General features: G+C 60.2%; 20 protein-coding genes. 7 read left to right on the forward strand and 13 right to left on the reverse strand.

Going from position 1 to position 23,108, the window contains the following annotated elements:
* Nucleotides 1-4: 4 nt before the first annotated feature.
* The gene (argH, locus tag C1N84_RS12610; RefSeq protein ID WP_264441492.1) at nt 5-1,432 is read right to left on the reverse strand and encodes an argininosuccinate lyase; all 1,428 of its coding nucleotides are present in this window, start codon (nt 1,430-1,432) and stop codon (nt 5-7) included.
* A 156-nt stretch (nt 1,433-1,588) separates the two neighbouring features.
* Here argH and C1N84_RS12615 point away from each other — a divergent pair, with 156 nt between their 5' ends.
* Together C1N84_RS12615 and C1N84_RS12620 are read left to right on the forward strand one after the other, a co-directional pair.
* Nucleotides 1,589-2,560 carry a LysR family transcriptional regulator gene (locus tag C1N84_RS12615; RefSeq protein ID WP_021508451.1) on the forward strand — a complete coding sequence of 324 codons (972 nt, stop codon included), beginning with the start codon at nt 1,589-1,591 and terminating at the stop codon, nt 2,558-2,560.
* A gap of 156 nt (nt 2,561-2,716) precedes the next feature.
* A complete protein-coding gene (locus tag C1N84_RS12620) occupies nt 2,717-3,871 on the forward strand; it encodes an IS481 family transposase (protein ID WP_264441493.1) in 1,155 nt (384 codons plus the stop codon).
* A 144-nt stretch (nt 3,872-4,015) separates the two neighbouring features.
* Here C1N84_RS12620 and C1N84_RS12625 read toward each other — a convergent pair whose 3' ends face one another.
* Complete coding sequence (locus C1N84_RS12625; RefSeq protein ID WP_264441494.1) at nt 4,016-4,534, reverse strand: GNAT family N-acetyltransferase; 519 nt, start codon at nt 4,532-4,534, stop codon at nt 4,016-4,018.
* Nucleotides 4,531-5,094 carry a helix-turn-helix domain-containing protein gene (locus tag C1N84_RS12630; protein ID WP_058775322.1) on the reverse strand — a complete coding sequence of 188 codons (564 nt, stop codon included), beginning with the start codon at nt 5,092-5,094 and terminating at the stop codon, nt 4,531-4,533. Before C1N84_RS12630 ends, C1N84_RS12625 begins: the two co-directional genes overlap by 4 nt.
* Nucleotides 5,095-5,246: 152 nt before the next feature.
* On the opposite strand from C1N84_RS12630, the gene C1N84_RS12635 reads away from it, so the two are divergent.
* On the forward strand, nt 5,247-5,981 hold the full coding sequence (locus tag C1N84_RS12635; RefSeq protein ID WP_031279872.1) for a MerR family transcriptional regulator: 735 nt from the start codon (nt 5,247-5,249) through the stop codon (nt 5,979-5,981).
* Nucleotides 5,982-6,148: 167 nt separating this feature from the next.
* On the opposite strand, the gene C1N84_RS12640 is transcribed toward C1N84_RS12635, so the two are convergent.
* The 4 genes from C1N84_RS12640 to C1N84_RS12655 are packed head-to-tail and all read right to left on the reverse strand — an operon-like array spanning nt 6,149 to nt 9,886.
* Nucleotides 6,149-6,880: an ABC transporter permease gene (locus C1N84_RS12640; RefSeq protein ID WP_021508456.1), complete on the reverse strand. Its 732-nt coding sequence runs from the start codon at nt 6,878-6,880 to the stop codon at nt 6,149-6,151.
* Nucleotides 6,880-7,815: an ABC transporter ATP-binding protein gene (locus tag C1N84_RS12645; RefSeq protein WP_021508457.1), complete on the reverse strand. Its 936-nt coding sequence runs from the start codon at nt 7,813-7,815 to the stop codon at nt 6,880-6,882. The genes C1N84_RS12640 and C1N84_RS12645 overlap by 1 nt, the downstream gene beginning before the upstream one ends.
* Nucleotides 7,808-8,974, reverse strand: coding sequence for an ABC transporter permease (locus tag C1N84_RS12650; protein WP_264441495.1), 1,167 nt, complete (start codon nt 8,972-8,974; stop codon nt 7,808-7,810). The genes C1N84_RS12645 and C1N84_RS12650 overlap by 8 nt, the downstream gene beginning before the upstream one ends.
* A 3-nt stretch (nt 8,975-8,977) precedes the next feature.
* A complete protein-coding gene (locus tag C1N84_RS12655) occupies nt 8,978-9,886 on the reverse strand; it encodes a glycine betaine ABC transporter substrate-binding protein OsmF (RefSeq protein WP_058780854.1) in 909 nt (302 codons plus the stop codon).
* 217 nt (nt 9,887-10,103) lie between these two features.
* On the opposite strand from C1N84_RS12655, the gene C1N84_RS12660 reads away from it, so the two are divergent.
* Complete coding sequence (locus C1N84_RS12660) at nt 10,104-11,570, forward strand: MFS transporter (protein ID WP_021508460.1); 1,467 nt, start codon at nt 10,104-10,106, stop codon at nt 11,568-11,570.
* 31 nt (nt 11,571-11,601) lie between these two features.
* Here the strand turns inward: C1N84_RS12660 and idi are convergent, their stop codons facing one another.
* From idi to C1N84_RS12675, 3 genes are all read right to left on the reverse strand, one after another.
* Nucleotides 11,602-12,135, reverse strand: a complete 534-nt coding sequence (gene idi / locus C1N84_RS12665) for an isopentenyl-diphosphate Delta-isomerase (RefSeq protein WP_058757829.1) — start codon at nt 12,133-12,135, stop codon at nt 11,602-11,604.
* 193 nt (nt 12,136-12,328) lie between these two features.
* Entirely contained in the window at nt 12,329-14,224 is a 1,896-nt protein-coding gene (locus tag C1N84_RS12670) for a methyl-accepting chemotaxis protein (RefSeq protein ID WP_058769488.1), read from the reverse strand.
* 191 nt (nt 14,225-14,415) lie between these two features.
* Entirely contained in the window at nt 14,416-15,150 is a 735-nt protein-coding gene (locus tag C1N84_RS12675; RefSeq protein ID WP_394541634.1) for a sulfite exporter TauE/SafE family protein, read from the reverse strand.
* A gap of 100 nt (nt 15,151-15,250) precedes the next feature.
* Between C1N84_RS12675 and C1N84_RS12680 the strand changes: the two genes are divergently transcribed.
* Nucleotides 15,251-16,144 (forward strand): LysR substrate-binding domain-containing protein, encoded by an 894-nt coding sequence (locus C1N84_RS12680; RefSeq protein WP_211725766.1) that lies wholly within the window; start codon nt 15,251-15,253, stop codon nt 16,142-16,144.
* A 51-nt stretch (nt 16,145-16,195) separates the two neighbouring features.
* Here the strand turns inward: C1N84_RS12680 and C1N84_RS12685 are convergent, their stop codons facing one another.
* Nucleotides 16,196-17,305, reverse strand: coding sequence for a suppressor of fused domain protein (locus C1N84_RS12685; protein ID WP_021508468.1), 1,110 nt, complete (start codon nt 17,303-17,305; stop codon nt 16,196-16,198).
* Nucleotides 17,306-17,531: 226 nt separating this feature from the next.
* Here C1N84_RS12685 and C1N84_RS12690 point away from each other — a divergent pair, with 226 nt between their 5' ends.
* Nucleotides 17,532-17,825 carry a hypothetical protein gene (locus C1N84_RS12690; RefSeq protein ID WP_058757834.1) on the forward strand — a complete coding sequence of 98 codons (294 nt, stop codon included), beginning with the start codon at nt 17,532-17,534 and terminating at the stop codon, nt 17,823-17,825.
* On the opposite strand, the gene C1N84_RS12695 is transcribed toward C1N84_RS12690, so the two are convergent.
* Together C1N84_RS12695 and bglX are read right to left on the reverse strand one after the other, a co-directional pair.
* Nucleotides 17,816-18,694 (reverse strand): oxygenase MpaB family protein, encoded by an 879-nt coding sequence (locus tag C1N84_RS12695; RefSeq protein WP_211725767.1) that lies wholly within the window; start codon nt 18,692-18,694, stop codon nt 17,816-17,818. The genes C1N84_RS12690 and C1N84_RS12695 overlap by 10 nt on opposite strands.
* 178 nt (nt 18,695-18,872) lie before the next feature.
* Nucleotides 18,873-21,170: a beta-glucosidase BglX gene (gene bglX / locus C1N84_RS12700; RefSeq protein ID WP_031279874.1), complete on the reverse strand. Its 2,298-nt coding sequence runs from the start codon at nt 21,168-21,170 to the stop codon at nt 18,873-18,875.
* 155 nt (nt 21,171-21,325) lie between these two features.
* On the opposite strand from bglX, the gene dld reads away from it, so the two are divergent.
* Entirely contained in the window at nt 21,326-23,035 is a 1,710-nt protein-coding gene (gene dld / locus C1N84_RS12705; protein WP_104092722.1) for a D-lactate dehydrogenase, read from the forward strand.
* Nucleotides 23,036-23,108 lie beyond the last annotated feature (73 nt).

The raw sequence follows: 23,108 nt of genomic DNA on the forward strand, positions 1-23,108 counted from the left end.
CTCCTCAGGCGCGCGGTCCGGCGTAATCATCGGCCCAGCGCTGCTGGTCCTGCATCAGGGTTTGCAGACGGGCCAGCTGCTCGCGCACCCGTGCCGGTGCGGTGCCGCCGTAGCCGCTGCGGGCTGCCAGCGCCGCTTCCAGCGTTAATGCCTGACGCACCTCGGGCGTGAGCCGTGCATCGACGCCGTGCAGCTGCGCATCGCTAAGATCGGCCAGGCCGCAGTTTTCGCGTTCACACAGCTGCACCAGCTGGCCGGTAATCTCGTGCGCCTCGCGGAATGGCACGCCGCGCATTGCCAGCCAGTCGGCCACTTCGGTCGCCAGCGTAAAGCCATCCGGCGCCTGCCCGCGCATCACCGCAGTATTGAATTTCAGCGTCGCCATCATGCCGGCCATGGCAGGCAGCACCATCAGCAGCGTGTCGACCGCATCAATCACGTTACGTTTGTCGTCACTGAGATCGCGGTTGTAAGAGAGCGGCATGGCTTTCATGGTGGTCAGCAGCGCCATCAGGTTACCGACCAGCCGGCCGCTGCGGCCGCGCGTCAGCTCTGCAATGTCCGGATTTTTCTTCTGCGGCATGATCGAACTGCCGGTGGCATAACTGTCGTGCAGCTCCACCCAGCTGAACTGCCGTGACGCCCACAGGCACACCTCTTCACACAGCCGGGACAGGTTGATGCCGATCATGCTGGTGACGAACAGGAATTCCGCGGCGTAGTCGCGGCTGGCGACTGCATCGATCGAGTTTTCGCACGGTGCCAGATAAGCGAGATCGGCGGCGGCCAGCTCTGGCTGACGCGCAATCGCCGAACCGGCCATCGCCGCCGCGCCCAGCGGACAGCGCGCGCTGCGGCGATCCCAGTCCTGCATACGCTCAATGTCACGCGCGAAGGATTGGGCATGCGCCAGCAGCTGATGGCCAAACACAATCGGCTGCGCCTGTTGCAGATGGGTGAAGCCGGGCGCGACGCTGTCGGTGTGTTGTGCGGCCTGCGTCACCAGCGCCTGCTGCAGCTGCAACAGCGCGCTCACCAGCTTGCGGCCGTTATCCCGCAGGTAGAGACGCAGATCGTTGACGGTCTGATCGTTGCGTGAACGGCCGGCACGCAGCTTGCCGCCCAGCGCGCCGAGGCGTTCTGTCAGCGCGCGTTCGATGAAAGTATGCACGTCTTCATCGGCGGCAATCGGCTGCAGCTGGCCAGCGCGATAATCGGCGTCCAGCGCGTCAATCGCCGCCAGCATGGTATCCAGCTCGTCAGCACTCAATAGCCCGGCACGCGCCAGCTCGCGCGCATGGGCGCGGCAACCGGCGAGGTCGTACGGCGCCAGCGCAAAGTAATAATCCGGGCTACGCGACAGCGCGGTTAAACTGGCTGCCGGAGCCGCTTTAAAACGTGCGCCCCATAACAGTTCGGCATTCTCAGACATGCTATTTCCCTCACAAATCAGCCGCAGCAATATGAAAAAGTTTGGATTCAGCCGGCAGCGATAATAAAAACTTATTTTATTGCCACGCTGGCAAATAGGTGGTATTTCAGATTCACTGTACTTTCACCGCAATTATTCCGGAGTTGAATAGCAAAAATGGAAAGTAAAGTTTCCCAGTCTGGAAACAATGCGAATAATCGCGGTGATAATGCGGTTCTGGCGCTGAGTAATATCGACTTAAAATTGCTGCGGGTATTTAAATGCGTGGTGGAAGCCGGCGGATTAACCGCCGCCAGTCACGAATTAAATATTGGCCTGGCGGCGATCAGTAAACAGGTTTCTGACCTGGAGATTCGGCTGGGCATGACGCTGTGCAGCCGCGGCCGTGAAGGTTTTGAGCTGACGCAGTACGGCATCAATGTTTATCAGGCCACGCTGGAGCTGTTCGTATCGCTCAACCTGTTTCGCGAGCGGCTGCACAATAGTCGCAACGAGCTGCTGGGCGACATCGCAATTTGCGTGGTGGATAACACCATTAGCGATCCGCACTCGCCGGTCACCAGTGCGGTGCAACAGTTGCACCAGAAAGCGCCAAAGGTGCAGATTCGTCTGCAGACCGCACAGCTGGATGATATTGAACGCGGCATAAGCGAAGGGCGTTTTCATTGCGGCATTGCGCCCGTGTATGAAATGAAAAATGAGTTTGATTACTTCGAACTTTATAAAGAATACGCAAAATTATATTGCGCTGCGTCACATCCTCTCTATTGCGGATCTTGCGATAAAAATATTTCGGTGGATGTATTACGTCAGCAGAAAATTATTAATCATTTATATGTTACTCCGCGCGATGAACGCCGCCTGATTCCGGTGCAGGAGAGCGGTGTGCAGGCGGTGCAGGTGGAATCGGTGGCCATGCTGATTTTAACCGGTCACTTTATTGGATATTTACCGGAACATTATGCCGCTCCGTTTATTGCCCGCGGACAACTGTGTGAGCTGGGCGATGACACGCTGCGGCGCGAAACCGCATTTTGTCTGGTAATGAAGAAAGGCCGGAAAATAAATCCGATCATCCGGCTGTTTATGCAGGCGCTGGGGTTGAGCGATGCGGCGGCGGCGCACTGATTTGGTGCGCGTGACCGGGTTTCTGCTGGCACGGGATGAGAATGTGCACGCTGATGCCCTCACCCCGGCCCTCTCCCACTGTACAGTCCGGGGACATCGTGAACACTTGTTCGGGGACATGGTAGACACTTACAACTTAGGCATAAGAACCCGTTTATGGAGTCGCTTATGCCCTGGGATGCGAGAGATACCATGTCATTACGTACTGAGTTTGTTCTGTTCGCCTCGCAAGACGGGGCGAACATCCGCGAGCTGTGCCGCCGCTACGGCATATCTCCCGCCACCGGCTACAAGTGGCTTCGCCGCTGGGAGGAGGAAGGACCGTCCGGCCTTCAGGACCGCTCCCGCGCGCCCCGTCACTCACCCAGCCGCTCATCTGACGACATCACTGACCTTCTGCGTATGGCGCACGAGCTTCATCAGCACTGGGGGGCCCGCAAGATTAAGCGCTGGCTCGAAGACCGCGGGCACCGCATGCCGGCCTTCAGCACCGTCCACAACCTGATGGCCCGCCACGGCCTGCTGCCGGGCGCAGCGCCGGACGTCCCGGCCACCGGCCGGTTTGAGCATACGGCCCCGAACCGGCTCTGGCAGATGGATTTTAAGGGCCACTTTCCCTTTGGCGGCGGCCGCTGCCACCCGCTTACCCTGCTGGACGACCACTCCCGGTTCTCGCTGTGCCTGGTACACTGCGCCGACGAACGGCGTGAGACGGTACAGGAGCAGCTGGTCAGCGTCTTTGAGCGCTACGGCCTGCCGGACCGGATGACGATGGACAACGGCTCGCCGTGGGGCGACACCACCGGCACCTGGACGGCAGTGGAGCTGTGGCTGATGCGCCACGGCATCCGGGTGGGACACTCGCGGCCGTATCATCCGCAGACGCAGGGCAAGCTGGAGCGCTTTCACCGCAGCCTGAAGGCGGAAGTGCTGCAGGGGAAGTGGTTCGCGGACAGCGGTGAGCTGCAGCGCGCCTTCGACCACTGGCGGACGGTCTACAATCTCGAGCGCCCGCATGAGGCGCTGGAGATGGCGGTGCCGGCGTCGCGCTATCAGCCCTCATCGCGGCAGTACAGCGGGCGCGTAGCGCCACCGGAATACGACGAGGGCGTGATGGTCAGGAAGGTGGATATCAGCGGGAAGCTGAGCGTAAAAGGACTCAGCCTGAAGGCGGGCAAGGCGTTCAGGGGAGAGCGTGTGGGGCTGAAGGAGACGGGGGAAGACGGTTATTACGAGGTGTGGTGGTACAGCACAAAAGTGGGGGTGATCGACCTGAAGAAAAAGTCGATCACCATGGGTAAAGGATGTTAAAAAGTGTTCACTATGTCCCCGAACACCTGTCTGCCATGTCCCCGGACTGTACACCCACCGGGAGAGGGAGACGCAGCCTGCGGACAAGGAAGAGGCAGCCTGTGGACAAGGGAGAGGCGGCGTCCGGTAACAGTACCAGAACGCTTACGTCAGCCGCTTATACATCACCGTAGTGGCATCCAGCTCGCCGGCCGTGGATTCGGCATAGCACGGAATCGAACCCGCCACCTGCCAGCCGAGCGACAGATAGAGCGCGCTGGCAACATCGCCGCTGCGCGTATCCAGCACCAGCAGCGTTTTTCCCAGCTGCTGCGCCAGCTGCTCGGCACGTAACATCAGACGGCGCGCAATGCCCTGACGTCGCGCACGCGGATGCACCAGTAGCTTGCTGATCTCCGCGCGATGGCGGCCGTTGGGCATACTGCTGAAGCCCAGCATCACCGTGGCCACTATCTCGCCCGCTTGCCAAGCCACCAGCAGCTGGTTATCGCCGCTCGCCAGGCTGTAAATTTTGTCCTGCCAGAAACGCGCCATCACTGCGCGATCGTCTGCGTCAATGAAGCCGACGCTGGCACCGTCTGCCACGCAGCCGTGCAGCACCTCACACAGTGATGCCAGCTGCGCCTGCGCCTGGGTGGCGCTGAGAGAGTCGATTTCAATCATGGTTTACACACCACCAGAATGTAGCGCGCGCCGCCTTCGGCATGCGCCTGAAAAGAGGAACGTCCGCTGAGGTGGAAGCGCAGGCAATCGCCGGCCTGTAGCGTCCAGCTCTGCGTCTCCATGGTGATGGTCAGCTCGCCCGACTGCAGCCAGATATGCTGTTCCAGACCCTGTACCGGCGGCGCATCATAATCAATGCGCGCGCCCGGACGCAGCACGCCCTCCACCAGCTCCGCTTTAAACTGACTGGCCGGCGGCGAGACGTTGCGCCGCTGGAAGCCGCTGAGCGTGTCCTGCCAGACCGGCTGCTGCTCCGCTTTCAGCAGCAGCGCCGCTTCTTCTTCTACTTCGCTGAGCAGTCGCGACATGGTTAAACCGTAGGCCACGCACAAGCGATTAAGCAAAGCGGCGGTAGGGCTGGTCTCGGCGCGCTCAATGCGCGACAATGATGCCCGGCTAATGCCGGTTGCCAGAGCCAGTTCATCCAGCGACCAGCCGCGCTGCAGGCGTAATTCCGCCAGACGTGCCGCAAGCCGATCTTCCGTATTTAGAGCAGACATCTTTAACCTCTCATTTTCGGGAAATTAATCTCACATAAGAGATAAAGCCCGAAATCGTGCAGTGGGTCAAGTTGTACAATAAAATAATCATTGTACAAGCTCACTCTGGCGGTTAAGGTGTTGTTATGCAGGTCAGAATTTTAGAGGATGCCATGGCCTTATACAGTATCGGTGATGTTGCCGAGCGCTGTGGAATTAACCCGGTAACCCTGCGCGCCTGGCAGCGTCGTTATGGATTGTTAAAGCCGCAGCGCACTGAGGGTGGTCATCGACAATTTGATGATGAAGATGTTCAGCGGATCGAAGAGATCAAACGCTGGATAGAGAGCGGTGTGCCTGTTGGCAAAGTCAAAGCCCTGCTTGAAGGAGAGACCTTCAACGTGCATGACGGCTGGACGGCGCTGCAGGAAGAGCTGATGAGCGTGCTGCGCCACGTACGCGCCTCCAAACTGCGCACCAAAATCGCCACCATTGGCCGTGAACACCCGGTCGATGCGCTGATTGACCACGTTTTTGTACCGGTACGCCAGCGTCTCGGGCTGGATCAAAATACCGCCCGCACCATGTGCAGTCTCTTGGACGGCGCGCTGATTGATTATGTCGCGTTCTGTCTGGCAGGCGCGCGTAAAAAAGCCGGCAAAGATGCCTTAATGATTGGCTGGGGCGTAGAAGATCGCACCCGCATCTGGCTGGAAGCCTGGCGCTTAGCGCAGCAGGGCTGGCGCATTGATGTGCTGGCAGAACCACTGGATATGCCGCGTCCGGAGCTGTTTCCCGGCCAGCATCTGTTTATCTGGACCGGTAAAAAGCCGACGCGCCGCCAGCTGGAGCAGTTCGAACACTGGCAGGCTCAGGGCTTCTCGATTCACGTCCACGAACCCACCTGAAAAATCGCACATGCGGCCTTTGCCTTACCGCATGTGCGCGTTATCATGCCGCACTTCATGACTTTTCTCAGGTTTACCTATGAACTGGAATAAAATTCTCATTGGCACCCTGTTTGCCATCATGGCGATTGGCGGCATGGGCGGCATGATGCTGGTTGGCTACAGCCTTATTCTGCATACCCACTGAGTGCGTGCTGCAACCGCTCCAGCAGCCGGTCGCAGATCAGCGCCAGCAGCGCCACCAGCAGCGCGCCCTGAATCACATAAGCGGTATTGAAGCCGCTCAGACCGATAATCACCGGCGAACCCAGACTCTCCGCCCCGACGGTTGAGGCGATGGTCGCGGTGCCGATGTTGATCATCACAGAGGTGCGCACGCCTGCCATAATCACCGGTGCCGCCAGCGCCAGCTCTATCTGCCACAGACGCCGCCACGGCCCCATTCCCAGACCGACGGCGATCTCACGGCTGCTGGCCGGAACGCTGTCCAGTCCCGCCAGCGTGCCTTGCAGAATCGGCAACAGCCCATACAGAAACAGCGCCATCACCGCCGGCGCAGCGCCAAAGCCCATGACCGGCACGGCAATCGCCAGCACCGCCACCGGTGGAAAGGTCTGGCCGGCAGCCGCCAGCGTCTCCAGCAGCGGGCGGAACGCCCTGCCGCCGTGACGGGTAGCGAAGACCGCACAGCCAACGCCCACCACTATTGCCAGCGCGCTGCCGCTGATCACCAGCAGCAGATGGGCCAGCGCCAGCTGCCAGAAACTCTCCTGCTGGTACAGCGGACGCTCCAGCTGTGGAAACCAGTGCGCAAACAGCGGCGCACTGTGCGGTAACCCCCACAGCAACAGCAGAAATATCCCCAGCAGCCAGTAGAGCGGATCGCGCAGCACTCGCATCAGCCCGCCTCCTGCTGTCGCAGCAAATCGCTAAAGTGCAGCACGCCCAGCGGCTGCTGATGCTGATCGACAACCGGTAATTTGTCGGTGCGGCGCGCAATAAACTGCGACAGCGCCTCGCGCAGCGTCAGCCCGGCGGCGATCGGTTCCGCCTCCAGCCACTCACCGCGTCGTGCCGCACTGCCGGCCCGCCCCAGCGCCAGCAGACGCACGCCCAGCTCGCTGCGGCCAAAGAACTGGCGCGCGAAATCACTGGCAGGCTGCGTCAGCAGGTCAATCGGCCGTCCCTGCTGCACAATCTCTCCGCCGTCCATCAGCACCAGCTGATCGGCGAGAGTTAACGCTTCGTCGATATCGTGCGTCACCAGCACCACGGTGCGCCCCGACAGCTGCTGAATGCGCAGCATCTCCTGCTGCAGCGCCTGCCGGTTGACCGGATCGAGCGCGCCGAACGGTTCATCCATCAGCAGCAGTTCCGGATCGGCCGCCAGCGCGCGCGCCACGCCAACACGCTGCTGCTGACCGCCGGAGAGCTGGTGCGGATAGCGCGACGCCAGCTGACTGTCGAGATTGAGCAGCGCCAGCAGCTCCTCAACCCGTGCGGCAATTTTTTCCCGCGGCCAGCCGAGCAGCGACGGCACGGTGGCGATATTTTTGGCCACATTCCAGTGTGGAAACAGGCCGATGGACTGAATGGCATAGCCAATGCGCCGCCGCAGCGCGCGCGCATCCATCTGCTCGATCGGCTCACCGGCAAAACGGATTTCGCCGCTGTCATGCTCAACCAGCCGGTTAATCATCTTCAGCGTGGTGGATTTACCCGAGCCGGACGTGCCAATCAGCACGGTAAAACTGCCCTTCTCAATCTTCAGCGAAAGGTTGCGAATCGCCTCTTTACCGGCGAACGCTTTGCTTACCTGATGAAATTCAATCATGTCCTCTCTCCAGCAGCGCCGACAGCAATCGCAGCAGCGCATCGAATATCACCGCCAGCGCCACCACCGGAATCACGCCCAGCAGCACCAGATCCAGCGCGCTACTCAGCAATCCCTGAAACACAATGGCGCCGAAGCCGCCGGCCCCAATCAGTGCGGCGACTACCGACAGCCCGACGGTTTGCACCACCACCACGCGCAGTCCGGAGAGCCACACCGGCAGCGCCAGCGGCAGCTCGGCGTGCCAGAACTGCTGCCAGCCGCTCATGCCCATGCCGCGCGCGGTTTCACGCACCTCCTGCGGCACCTGCTGTAGCCCCGCGACCACGCTGCGCACCAGCGGCAGCAGTGCATACAGCACCAGCGCAATCAGCGCCGGCGCGACGCCAATCCCGCTGATACCGAGGCGCGCCAGCTGCGGAAAATGCGCCGCCAGTCCGGCCAGCGGTGCAATCAGCAGGCCAAACAGCGCCACAGACGGCACGGTCTGGATCAGATTCAGCACGCTGAAGGCGGCATGTTGCCAGCGGGCACGACGCGCGATGGCAAGTCCCAGCGGCAGACCAATCAGCAAGGTGGGCAGCAGCGTGCCGCCCAGCAGCAGCAGATGCTGGCTGAACGCGGCGTTAAAGACGGCGGTGCGATTGCTGTACTCTTTCAGCAGCGACAGCGCGTCCAGCTGACCACTCAGCAGCAGTATCAGCGGCGGCAGCCATAGTTGCAGATTAAGCAGAATACGCAGCGGCGTCTGCTGGCTAAGCTGGCGAATCGCTTCGGCGGCCAGCAGCAGCGCTAATCCTGCCGCACACCAGAGGCCGCTGCCCAGCGCGGTGCGCGCCAGCGGGCTGCCGCTGCGGGCCAGCTCACTGGCGGCGTGGCCGCCGATGCCAATCAGCAGGGCGAACAGTAGCTCCGCGCCCAGCAGCTGCGCCAGCGCCGCGCCGCGACCTGGCGGCCACCACAATCCCAGCCATAGCCATAAGAGCGGCAGCAGCAGCAGCCAGCCCGCCGTTACCTGCCAAAGCATCAGCGGCTGTCCGGAGACCAGCCGGTTAGCCGCGTAGCTCAGCAGCGGTAGCGCTCCCAGCGCCAGCGTAATCAGCAGCGTCAGCACCAGCAGCACCGGCTGCTGGCGCGGTCGGTTTATCCGTGACAGCACCGCTTACAGCAACTTATTCTGCTGCAGCCACTGCTGCGCCACCTGGCTGGCGTCCTGACCGTCAACGGCGATTTGCGCGTTGAGCTGCTGCAGGGTTTTCTCATCCAGCTTGCTGAACACCGGCTGCAGCCAGTCGGCAATCTGCGGGTACTGTTGCAGCACGCTGGCGCGGATCACCGGCGCGGGCGCGTAAATCGGCTGTACGCCCTTCGGGTCGCTCAGGGTTTGCAGGCCGAGCGCCGCGACCGGGCCGTCGGTACCGTAAGCCATCGCCGCATTGACGCCGGACGTTTGCTGGGCGGCCGCTTTGATAGTAACAGCGGTGTCCCCGCCAGCCAGCGACAGCAGCTGTGACTGGCCCAGCTTGAAGTTGTAGGCTTTCTCAAACGCTGGCAGCGCATCGCTGCGCTCGATGAACTCCGCCGACGCCGCCAGCTTAAAGGTGCCGCCTTTTTTCAGGTAAGCGCTGAGATCGTCGAGGGATTGCAGGTTATTCTGCTGCGCAACATCGCCGCGCACTGCAATGGTCCAGGTGTTGTTGGCCGGTGCTGGCGTCAGCCACACCAGATGATTTTTCTCTGCATCGAGCTTTTTCACCTTCTCATAGCCCTGCTGCGCGTTTTTCCACGCCGCGTCCTTCTCATCATTGAAGAAGAACGCCCCGTTGCCGGTATATTCCGGATAGATATCCAGCTCACCGGCGGTAATTGCGCCGCGCACCACCTGCGTGGTACCGAGCTGGATTTTATTCACGGTTTTTACCCCATGCTGGTTCAGCACCTGCAGAATGATGTTGCCGAGCAGCGAACCTTCAGTATCAATCTTGGAACCTACCTTGACCGGGTCCGCTGCCTGCACGGCCCCGACACTCATCGCGAATGCGATCATCCCCAATAAACCCTGCTTAATCATGGCGCTTTCCTCAGCATTATTTTCTTTCAGTGATTATCAAGCGTAGCCTGGCGAAACGGGATGGGTGCGGTCAAGCGGCGCAATTCGTTCTTTTTCTGCTATCCGTTGCCGGTTTTATAGAACGCTTTGGTTGCACTTATAACCAAATAGAATTTTTCACATCCGTGGCGCGGCTTATGCTCATAGCCCCACTCTTTACAATAAATCACACAACATCATGTCTGACTTAACTTCTTCGGCGCACGTGGCGCTGGCAGGGAATACGCCGCAGGGCGAGACGCAGTGGATTCGCAGTGCAGCCGACGTGACGCGGCTGGTCAACAACAGTAATGCCTCGCGCAGCAATGCGCGCATCGTCATCGCCATTGCGCTGGGCGGGGTTTTTCTCGATGCCTACGATCTCGGTGCGCTGGCCTTCGGTATTAAGGATGTCACGCGCGAATTCAATCTGACGCCCGCCGGCACCGGCATGGTGGCGTCGGCTATCACCTTTGGCGCGATTGTTGGTGCGCTGATCGGTGGCTATCTCACCGATAAAATTGGCCGCTATCGGGTCTTTATGGCCGATATGTTCTTCTTCGTGGTGGCGGCACTGGCCTGTGCCTTTGCGCCGAACGAGTACGTGCTGGCGGCGGCGCGCTTTGTGATGGGGCTCGGCGTCGGCATCGATCTGCCGGTGGCGATGGCGTTTCTGGCGGAGTTTTCCCGACTGCGCGGTCAGGGCAATAAGGCCGCCAGCGTCGCGATGTGGTGCCCCACCTGGTACGCGGCGATCAGCATCTCCTATCTGCTGGTGCTGCTGCTGTATGCGGTGCTGCCTGAGAGCCATACTGACTGGCTGTGGCGGCTGATCCTCGGCTTTGGCGCGGTACCGGCGCTATTGATCATCGCCATCCGCAGCCGTTATATGAGCGAATCACCGATTTGGGCGGCAAATCAGGGCAACCTGCAGGGTGCAGCGGCAATCCTGCGGCGGTCGTATAACATCAACGCGGAGGTCGCGCAGGATGCCGAGCTCACTGCCGCACAGCCAGTACGTAAAGCCAGCTGGCGCAACTACGGCGCGCTGCTGCAGGGCGTTTACCGCCGCCGTACGCTGCTGGCAACGATAACCTCGATTGCCTCGTCGTTCGCCTATAACGCCGTGGCCTTTGGCCTGCCGGTGATCATCTCCAGCTTTCTCGCGCAGTCGATGCTGACCACCATTCTGGTCTCGCTGGCGCTTAACCTGCTGTTTGCCTTTGTTGGCGGCCTGCTGGCGGTGCGGCTGGTGCCACGGCTGGGCGCGTGGAAGATGTCGGTGGCCGGTTACGCCTGCCAGTGTGCGGCGCTGCTGGGCCTGGCGCTGATTGGTCGCCCGGCCGGCGGCGAGGAAGCGGCCCTGGCGATTGCCATGCTGGCGCTGTTCCTGTTCGGTCAGGGGTTTGGGCCGGGTTCGCACACCATGACGTTTGCCTCACTGAGCTATCCGGCTTCGCTGCGCGGCGTGGGCGTCGGCTTTAACCAGACGCTGATGCGCGCCAGTTCGACGGTATCCCTGTTTGTGTTTCCGCTGCTGGTGGCGGCGTTCGGCACCGGCGTGTTCTGGGTGATCCTGCTCGCACCGCTGGCCGGATTACTGGCGCTGCTGGCGATTCGCTGGGAACCGTCAGGCTATGATGTCGATGCGGAAGATTTTCAGTAAGCGGATAACGCCTCAGCGATGAGGCGTTGGCTCAGGCGGTGAGGCGGAAATCGCCCAGCGTGTTGGGGATGCGCGGAAAAGTGTGCAGGAACCACGGCGTGAATTTTGCCGGATTATCGCGCATCTCCTGCTGAATCTGTTCGACTGAGCGGTAACACCAGTCGTCAGCCTCATCAAGGTTGAGCACCGGCACTTCGTCACTGATGGCGAAAAACACGTGACCGTACTCATGTTCGATCAGACCGTTGCTGAGCGGCAGGTTATAGCTCAGTTCAAACACCGGCGTTAACGCCAGATCCAGTCCCATCTCTTCACGCAGGCGGCGCTCAGCCGCATCGCGCGTCGGCTCCTGCGGGTAGGGATGGCTGCAGCAGGTATTGCTCCACAAACCGCCGCAGTGATACTTGCTTTGCGCCCGGCGCTGCAGCAACAGTTCATGGCGCGAATTGAACACGTAAACCGTTACCGCACGATGCAGCAATCCTTTCTCATGCACTTCCAGCTTTTCCATCTTGCCGGTGGGACGATCGAGGTGGTCAACGAGGATAACTTCAATGGCGGGCATGACAACTCCTTCGGAAAAATCCCCACTATTGTACACAATAGCGGAAGCGGCAGCGGAGAAAATCGCGCACATTCCGTGCGCTGGCGCGATAAGCAGTAAGCTTAGCAGCCAGCAGATAATTCAGCAGAAAAAGGCGGGAAAAAGCGTGACAGCGGCGCAAAAAACGCGCCGCTGTGCTCTCTGACGGGATGAATTACAGTTTGAAGCCGTGCACCACCTGCTCAAGCTGCACGCTCTGCTCTTCCATGGCGCGCGCCGCTGCCGAGACCTGCTCCACCAGCGCCGCGTTCTGCTGGGTGCTGCCGTCGAGCTGGGTAATCGCCACGTTCACCTGTTCGATCCCCATGCTCTGCTCGCGGCTGGCGGACATGATTTCGCTCATCAGCGTTGTGACGCTGCTGACGCCCTGCATCAGCTCGTCCATGGTTTGTCCGGCCTGCTCCACCAGCTGGCTGCCGGTGTCGATATTGGCCACCGACTCCTCAATCAGCTTCTTGATTTCGCGCGCGGAGTTGGCGGAACGCTGCGCCAGATTGCGTACCTCCGATGCCACCACGGCAAACCCGCGTCCCTGTTCACCGGCGCGTGCCGCTTCTACCGCCGCGTTGAGCGCCAGAATGTTGGTCTGGAAAGCGATGCTGTCGATGACGCTGATGATATCCACCACCTTACGCGAGGAGTGATGGATTTCACCCATGGTGCTGACCACCTGACGCACTACTTCACTGCCGCGCGCCGCGACCTGAGACGCGCCATCTGCCAGCTGGTTAGCGTGCGTGGCGTTGTCGGCGTTCTGACGCACCGTGCCGGTCAGCTCTTCCATCGACGCGGCGGTTTGCACAATGGAACTCGCCTGCGATTCCGTCCGCGCCGAGAGATCGGCGTTGCCGCTGGCGATTTCACGTGAAGCCGCGGTAATCGCCAGTGCGCTGTCGCCCACCTGGCGCATCAGCCCCTGCAAATGGGCGATGAACTGGTTAAAGCTTTGCGCCACGGCGTTGAACTCCGGGCTATTGCTGGCCGGCAGACGCTGCGTCAGATCTGCACCGCCGGTCGACAGCGCTTCGATGTTTTGATGCAGCAGATTCAGGCGTTTCATCATCGCGCGAACAAAGCCAAGCAGCACCAGCAGCAGCAGAATCGCCAGCGGGATCTGGACCAGGCCGAGACGGGTCAGCATGCTGTGCGTCTGCGCATCCAGCAGCGCGGACGGCACGTCGCTGGCCAGATACCACGGGCTGCCGGGAATGGCCTGCAGGAACAGCGTGTGCTCACCATCTTCTCCGCTGAAGGTGGTTTGCGACGGCTGAGAACCGGCCTGTGCCAGCAGCCCTTTCAGCGCCGCCGCCATTGGCAGCTGGGTATCAGCCAGATTTTCCAGCTTCGGTGTACCCTCCAGCAGCGCGGCATTACCGACCACTTTGCCGTCCGCTTCGACAATCAGTACGCGGCCATGAATCGCCTCACCCATCTGCTGCGCCAGCTGGTTGAAAAAGCCGAGCGTGACGTCAATGGTTGAGACGCCCCAGACAGTGCCGTTACGGTAAATCGCCATGGCGCAGTTGGTGCGCGGCTGCGGGCTGGCGGCATCCTGATAAGCCTTCGCCCACGCGCACTGGCCTTTTTCTGCGGCCATGCCATCTTTGTACCACGGCTGCTCCCAGTATTTGTCGGCAGCATCGGAGTTCCAGTAGGTGTTGACCTGCAGCTGGTTGCTGGCGTTACGCGCAAAGAACGAGCTATCTTTCTCTTTCGCCGGATCGCGCCGGTTGGGTAACGGCCAGATACCGCCGCCGAACACGTTGCTGTCCTGATACTGGTTAACCAGCGCCGGCAGCAGCGTATCAATGGCGGCGCTGTCCATCACGCCCGCCGCTTCGGTAATCGCACGCTGCTGCGCCTGCACGCGGTTCATCTGCTCGACGATACGTCCGGCGAGACCATCCACCTCATAGCGCACCAGCCGGCTTTCGTTCTGGCTAAGCTGCGGCGCGATGAACTGGTTGATCACCAGGACGGTGACCAGCATAAGAACAACGAAGAATGCGACTAAAGTCGCGGTGAAACGGGATTGTGTGGTTTTTAACATCGGTGTGCCCTTACCCTGGTGTGGCGAGTTGCCTGATCGAGGTTAACGGCTTGTTACAGAGGAACTTGAGGTGCGCGAGATCACAAAATGGTTAACTGATTGAATAGCGTGATCATAAGAGCGCTTATTGTCACTGGCCTTACCCTGCTGTTCCTCAGCAATGAAGAGAGTGCAAAGAATGAAACGTAACTTTATGGTGCTCCTGACCAGGCATTAACGATTAATCCTGCGCCGGAAATAAACAGAATGACGTCTATCAGCACGGCAAATTGTGTGACTGACAGTCTCTGGACTATCACCTTCGTGCTCAGGGTGCCCAGCATAATGCCACTGCCCACTAACACACCGGTGAGCACAATCTGCATTGAGAGCGCCTGCTGGAAGGCAAACGTACTGACCTTGCTGAAATATAACAGCAAGGCGCTCGATGCTTCCGTGCCAATAAATGCGCCACGACTCAATCCATAGGCGGTAAAAATCAGCACGCTCACCGGTCCGGTGGAAAGAACCAGTCCGGTCAGAAAACCCACCACGCCACCACAAAGCCCTAACTGCTTTATCGAGAGCGTCCAGTGACTGTTTTTCAGGCTGCGTCTGACCAAAATCATCACCCAGAAAAACAGACCCAGCGCGCCATCAATGATCCAGGCAGGTAAAGAGAGCAGCACATGTGCGCCTAACGACGCAGCTGGTACGCAAGGCAGGCTATAGGCCAGAGTGGCGCGCCAGTCGATTTCACGCCACCAGACCGCGATGCGCGAGAGATTTCCCAGGATTGCGGCGATAGCCATGACCGGCATCGCCACTCTGGGGCCGAAATTGCTGACCATCAGCGGCAGCAGCAGTAACGAAGAACCGGTGCCGATGATGCCACTCAGCGCCCCGGAGAGGATCGCGATCAGCGTCACAAAGAGATAATCACCCACTGACTTTCCTCATTTTCAACGGCAAAGCACGCATCTTAATGAGGGCAATTCGATCATAATATCGATAAATATTGCCCATCACTGATACTAAAAGTCACAGATGAAAAAACGTAACCTGCCGCCGTTGAATGCATTGCGGCTGTTCGAAACGGCCGCACACGCCAACAGCCTGAGTGACGCGGCTGAGGAATTAGGGATGACTCACGGTGCCGTTAGCCGCCAGATCAAATTGCTTGAAGAGTGGCTGGGACAACCGTTATTTGAACGCCAGGGACAGCGCAGCGTGGCGGCGGAACATGCCCGGGCTTTTGCCGCAGAGATCAGCACCGCTTTTGACATCATCAGCGATGCTGCGGTGCGCTTTGGCAAAACACCCAACACCCGCACGATACGCGTCAATGCGCAAACCACCTTTGCGATGCACTGGTTGATCCCGCGCCTGCCGGCATTCCACCGCCAATATCCTGACATTGAAATCTCGGTATCCACCTCAAACAGTTCGGAGGTGAAAGGGCTATCTGGCTTTGACGTATTGATTCGCCGGGATGCGCTGAACAAACCTGAATGGCGTTACTTTGAGAAGAAAGCGTTATTTGAGGAAAAGCTCACCCTGATTGCCGCGCCGAAACTGTTAGCCACAAAAGCGCTGAACACCCCTGCAGACCTGGCAACCCACGTTGTCGTGTTATCCAGTACGCGGTCAGGCGAGTGGGAACGGTGGATGAAGCAGGCTGGCGTCGGCGAGGTGCGTCCGGAACGTTTTCAGCGATTCGAACACAATTATATTAGTCTGCAGGCGATTATTGATGGCGTCGGTGTGGGTATCGGTGGAATACAAATGCTGGGACATGATCTGCAGGGCAACCGGCTTGTCACCCCGTTAGCTTTTGAGGCGAAGGGGAGCCGCTACGTGGCGTTAATTGCGCCTGACGTGGATAAATCATCCTCGCTAAACCGCTTTGTCGCATGGCTGGAACGGGAAGCATCCGCTTAATACCCGCCTGGTCGCTGCCAGAGGGGTATGTCGGGGCTTTTTCGGCAGGCACTACGGTGCGGACTCCACCACTTCCTGGCGCGGACGGAACACATGATCGCTGCCCTGCGCCAGCAAACGCTGCAGCAGCTGCTGGCCGCCGCGATCGTCCGCCTGGGCAAACAGCCGCTCGGCTTCGGTGATCGGCGTCGCCCACAGCAGATTTGGCCGATCGCCGTCGCGCTTCGGCAGCCGCAGTTGCGCGTTTTCGCCCGCCAGCCCGTTGGCCAGCAGGAAGCTTTCAAAGCCGACCGGCGCAACTTCCGACGCCAGCGTGTGCCCTTCGCCAATCCACGTCAGCCGCGCCCACGGCAGATGAGCAAACTCCGCCAGCGCGCTGGCCATCTGCACCGCGTTGGCCTCGGTCATCACTTCGCCATCCACCGCCATCGCCAGCTCTACACGCCGGTACTGCGGTGCCAGCTCGTCAAACAGGTAATCCACCTGCGGCATCGGCCGGATACTCATGCCGAGCGTGAAGAAATACCACACGCCGTTATGCCAGTGCTGTGAAATCGCCATCGGCGGCCAGTTGCCCTGATCGATGGCGTAATATTTTACCGACTCACCAAACTGCGCCTGGTAACGTTGCAGCAGCTCGCTCTGCACGCGATCCCACTGCTGGCCATCGTGCCAGTCACGCCAGAAATGACGCTGCTGTTCGGCGCGCGCGTAGTAATCGTTGGTGGAGGCTGAACCGAGCGGCGCGGTGAGACGGTTCTCTTTGATGCAGCCCGCCGAGAAGCTGACCTGCTTGTCCTGATACAGGCTCCAGCCGGGGATCACCGCCAGCAGCTGGCCGTAATACCACAGCGCGGCACCGTCGTCGCTGGGCTCCCACAGAATCTGCAGGCCGGCCGGATCGAGCATCGGCTCCGCTTCCAGCGTGCGGCAATAGCTGGCGCTGAGCAGCGGCGCAATACCCTGCTCCATCGCTTCGCGATCTTCCTGCGCCGGTGCCGGCAGCAGATTGCGCAACCAGCAGCCGCGCACGGCGTACTGACTGCGGAACAGGTCGTTCGGCCAGATATAAAAATAGGCGGTACGCGCATCCTGTTCGACGATGGCGGTTAAAGTGTGTTGCTGATTCGGCACCTCAGCAATCAGAGGTTGGTGTGTCATAACGCCTCGACAATGCCTGGAGGGATCCATTTTCCCCGAGAATAGAGCAGGATCGGCACTCGCGCCATGTGACACAAGGGTAAAACTCTCAAAGTGCGCCAGGCCATCGTTCAGCCCGGCTTAAGAATGGCGGGGGCAGCGGCGGCGAAGCTTCAGATTTTTTTGCGATTCTTTTACCGCTTCGCATGCTATTGTCAGCGCACTCTTCTGTTGCGGAGCTGTCGTCATGGTGCTGCAAACCCTCGATCTCAATCTGCGCGAAATCGTGATTCTCGCCCTGCTGCTGTGGCTGTTTGTCCGCTATACGTGGGTGATGGCAGCCCTGACGCTGATCGTCGGTGCCATCGCGCTGCTGGTGCTGCTGCCGCTGGATATCTACTACACGCTGGTGCCGCTGGCGCTACTGGGCGTTGGCCTGGGCATGCTGCTGCATCACTATCAGCAGCGCCAGCTCCTGCTGAAACGCGAGGCGCGCACGCCGCGTAGCTACACCAGCAAGCAGGATGAATTTCACCTGTAACGCGGATCGCGCCCCATGCGCTGCATGGCACGCGCCCAGGCGCCACGCTGGATTGACCAGCGCAACAGGGCGGCAATCAACGCGATCTGCTTATCAATCCGCCATTGCGCCACTGGCCCGATCGGCTGTTGCATCAGCTGTTGCGCCCAGTCGGGCAGCAGACCACAGCCAGCCCGCAGCATGACGCGCATCGCCGGTTTCGCCTGCCAACTGGGTGCTGGCGCATTAAGCAGCAGCTGCATCACTTCGTGAGTGCGCGCATCGTAAACCAGCTCTGCCCGCATCGTCTGTAAATAGGCCTCAACCGCCTCTACGCTTTTCGGCACCTGCTGCGCACCAAGCGCTTCCGCCACACGCGCCGCTTCGGCGTAATAACGATCGCGATCGGCGAGGCTGAGCTGCGGATTTTTGTAGCGCAGATGCGCGGCCAGGAAGCGGCTGGTTTCTGCAACGTGCACCCAGGTAAGCAGATGCGGATCGCTGGCGGCATAGGGTTTGCCGGTGTTATCGATGCCGGTGACGCGCAGATGGATGCGTTTGACCCGCTCAATCAGCGTATGCGCATCGGCGGTGTTGCCGAAGGTGGTGACCGCGATGAACTGGCTGGTGCGCCGCAGCCGGCCGAGCATATCCTGGCGGAAACTGGAGTGATCCCACACGCCCGCCAGCGCCGCCGGATGCAGCATCTGTAGCATCAGCGCGCTGATGCCGCCGCACAGCATCGCGGGAAAGTCGCCGTGCACCTGCCAGATGATGTGGTCAGGGCCGAACAGGCCGGGATCGCCCGGCGGTTGAGAGATGTCAAACTCGTTGAGCGACAGGCCGTTAAGGCGAAAGACCTGCTGTTCGATGCGGTGGCGGAGATTCATTTGTTCGTTCTTGCGCTAATGACCTTTTCCCTCACCCCAGCCCTCTCCCGCGCGCGGGAGAGGGGGCAGTTCGCTGAAGCGGGCAGGTCAGAGGATAATATCCGCTAAAAGTCGGTTTGATCGGTTCCCTCTCCCGCCGGGAGAGGGTGAGGGAAAAATCAGGATAACAAACCCTCAATTACAAATAATCGAACTGCGCATCCTGGGTTCTGACTGAATCCAGACCGATCATCACGTTGAATTTGCCCGGCTCGGCGACGTGCTGCATCTTCTGATTCCAGAACTTCAGCGCATCGACATCAATCTTAAAGCGCACGGTCTGCGACTCGCCGGCCTTCAGCATAATGCGCTGGAAGCCGCGCAGCTCCTGCACCGGACGGCTGATACTGGCGACCGGATCGTTCAGGTACAGCTGCACCACCGTGGCACCATCGCGTTTGCCGGTATTCGTCACCGTCACGCTGGCTTCCACCGTGCCGTTACGCGGCATGGTCGGCGCAGACATCTTCACCGGCGACACGCTGAACTGGGTATAGCTCAAACCGTAACCAAACGGATAGAGCGGACCGTTGACCGCGTCGTAGTAGTGCGAGGTGTACTTGTTCGGCTTCTCGAAATTGTACGGACGGCCGGTTGGCAAATGATTGTAATAAATCGGAATCTGACCGACCGAGCGCGGGAATGACACCGGCAGTTTGCCCGATGGGTTGTAATCACCGAACAGCACATCGGCGATGGCGTTACCGCCCTCGGTACCGCTGAACCAGGTCTCCAGCATCGCATCCGCCATGCGGTCCTCATTCACCAGCGCCAGCGGACGGCCATTCATCAGCACAATCACCAGCGGTTTCCCGGTGGCTTTCAGGGCCGCCAGCAGCTTCTGCTGGCTCGGCGGGATCACCAGGTCGCTGCGGCTCGACGCTTCATGCGCCATGCCCTGCGCCTCGCCCACGGCCGCCACTACCACGTCCGCTTTTTTCGCCTGCGCGACCGCTTCGTCAATCAACTGCTGTGGCGAACGGGCATCGACGCTGACCGCCTGCTCATACAGGTTGAGGAAGTTCTGGATACCTTTGTTATCAGAAATATTGGCCCCTTTGGCATACAGCACGGTGCCTTTGCCGGCCATGGCGCTGCGCATGCCCTGCAGCAGCGAGACAGATTGCTTCGCCACGCCCGCAGCCGACCAGCTGCCCATGATATCGCGCTGGCTATCGGCCAGCGGTCCCACCAGCGCCACGGTCGCTTCTTTCTTCAGCGGCAGGGTTTCATGCCAGTTTTTCAGCAGCACCATACTGCGGCGCGCCACGTCGCGCGCTTCCGCCCGGTGCAGGCGGCTTTCCGCATTGGTGTCCTGCGGATCGCTGCCTTTCGGACCGAGATGGCTGTACGGGTCGTTGAACAGGCCCATGTCATATTTAACGTTGAGCACGTGACGGGCCGCATCGTCGATTTCCGCCATGCTCACCGCGCCGCTTTTCACCAGCCCCGGCAGGTATTTGCTGTAATACTCGTCGCTCATACTCATGTCGATGCCGGATTTCAGCGCAATACGCACGGCATCCTGCGGATCGCTGGCGACGCCGTGTTTGATTAACTCTTTGATGGCACCGTGATCGCTGATGGTGATGCCTTTGAATTTCCAGTCGTTGCGCAGAATATCTTTCAGCAGCCAGCTGTCGGCGGTGGCCGGGGTGCCGTTCAGCGAGTTGAGCGCCACCATCACGCCGCCGCTGCCGGCATCCAGCGAAGCTTTATACGGCGGCAGATAATCCTGGAACAGGCGCTGCGGGCTCATGTCGACGGTGTTGTAATCGCGACCGCCTTCCACTGCGCCGTAAGCTGCAAAGTGCTTAACGCTGGTCATGATGGCGTAGCGGTCGGCGGCGCTCTTGCCCTGCATGGCTTTGACCATCGCACTGCCCATCTGCGAAGTGAGATAGGTATCCTCGCCAAACCCTTCAGAGCCGCGGCCCCAGCGCGGTTCGCGCGACACATCCACCATTGGCGCCCAGGTCATGTTGAGGCCATCGTCTGCCGCTTCATAGGCCGAGATGCGCCCCACTTCGCTAACGGCTTGCAGATCCCAGCTGGCGGCGAGGCCGAGCGGAATCGGGAAAATGGTGCGCTGGCCGTGCACCACGTCATAAGCAAAGAACAGCGGCACCTTCAGGCGGCTGAGCTGCATGACCTGATCCTGCATGGCGCGGATATCCGGACGCGTTACCGTATTGAAAATCGCCCCGACCTGGCCGTGCTGAATCATGTCGCGAATCGCCTCTTTTGGCGTATCCGGACCGACGCTGATCAGGCGCATCTGCCCAATCTTTTCATCCAGCGTCATTTTGCTCAGCAGCTGATTAACAAAGGCGTCGCGCGCCTGTTCCGTCATTGGATGGGGGCCGAACAGGTCATCCGCAAACGCGGGTTGCACGGCAAGGGAAACAGCGAGGCTAACAGAGTAAATCCATTTCATCAGGTCGGGTTCTCTTAAGTAACTGCGCAATATCGAAATAACCGGGGCAGTGTGCCACAAGATGAGGATAGCAGGTAGCCGCCATTGTCACACTGCGCCCCCGTGGCCGACGCGTGCTACAGTAGAAACGCCACGTTAACGACAAGGATAGGCTAATGAATAACAACACCTCACACCCTGCCCTGCTGTCCGAGCTGCGCCGTCTGGTCGGCGCATCACAGCTGCTGACCGACGCGGAGCAGACCGCGCGCTATCGTAAGGGTTTCCGTTCCGGCGAGGGCGATGCGCTGGCGGTGGTTTTCCCCGGCTCGCTGCTGGAGCTATGGCGCGTGCTGCAGGCGCTGGTACAGGCCGATGCCATCGTGCTGATGCAGGCCGCCAATACCGGTCTGACCGAAGGTTCAACGCCCAACGGCAACGATTACGATCGCCCGGTGGTGATCATCAGTACCCTGCGTCTCGACAAACTGCAGCTGATCGACGGCGGCAGGCAGATCCTCGCCTTCCCCGGCAGCACGCTGTATCAGCTGGAGAAAACCCTTAAACCGCTGGGGCGCGAGCCGCACTCGGTGATTGGCTCCTCGTGCATCGGCGCCTCGGTGCTGGGCGGCATCTGCAATAACTCCGGCGGCTCGCTGATCAAACGCGGCCCGGCCTACAGCGAAATGGCGCTGTTTGCGCAGGTGGACGCCGACGGCAAGCTCCGGCTGGTCAACCATCTGGGCATCGACCTCGGTCATTCGCCGGAAGAGATTCTCGGCCGGCTGGACGACGAGCGCTGGCAGCCGGATGATGTGCGCTGGGATGCGCGCCACGCGTCCGACCACGAATACGCCGAGCGGGTGCGGGACATTCATGCCGATACGCCGGCGCGTTTCAACGCCGACCAAAGGCGCCTGTTTGAGGCGTCAGGCTGCGCCGGCAAACTGGCGGTGTTTGCCGTGCGGCTCGACACCTTCCCCACCGAGCCGAAGCAGCAGGTATTTTACATTGGCACCAACGACCCAGCGACGCTCGGCGAGCTGCGTCGCCACATGCTGGCGGAGTTTACCCATTTACCGGTCGCCGGTGAGTACATGCACCGCGATATATTCGACATCGCCGAGGTCTACGGCAAAGACACCTTTGTGATGATTGATAAACTCGGCACCGACAAGATGCCGCTGTTTTTCACCCTCAAAGGCCGGGTTGATGCCTGGCTCAGCAAGCTGAGCTTCGTTAAGCCGCACCTGACCGATCGCCTGCTGCAACGCATCAGCCGCTGGTTCCCGGCGCACCTGCCGAAGCGCCTGAAGCAGTATCGTGACAAATACGAGCACCACCTGATGCTGAAGATGTCCGGCGACGGCGTGGCCGAAGCGCAGGCGTATCTGCAGGAGTATTTCCGCGAAGGCGGCGGTGAGTTCTTTGCCTGCGACGCCAAAGAGGGCGCGCACGCCTTTCTGCATCGTTTTGCCGCAGCCGGTGCCGCCGTGCGCTATCACGCGGTGCACGCTGACGAAGTGGAGGATATTCTGGCGCTGGACATTGCGCTGCGCCGCAACGATCAGGAGTGGTTTGAGCGCCTGCCGCCGGAGTTTGATAACGATCTGATTCATCGCCTTTACTACGGCCACTTCTTCTGTCACGTGTTCCATCAGGATTACATTGTGAAGAAAGGCGTAGATGCCCATGCGCTGAAGGAGAAGATGCTGGCGATCCTCGCGGCGCGCGGCGCGGAGTATCCGGCAGAGCATAACGTTGGCCATCTGTATGCGGCCAAACCGCAGCTGCAGGCGTTTTACCGCCAGCTCGATCCGACCAATACCTTTAACCCGGGCATCGGGAAAACCAGTAAGCACAAAGGCTGGGCGGTGAAAGCCTGAGTCAGATCTGCCGGACCCGTAGCGGCGCGATTTATCGCGCGGGTTTGCTGCATCAGAGGCAAACCTTAGCGCA

It is taken from the genome of Pantoea sp. SGAir0418 (assembly GCF_043529865.1).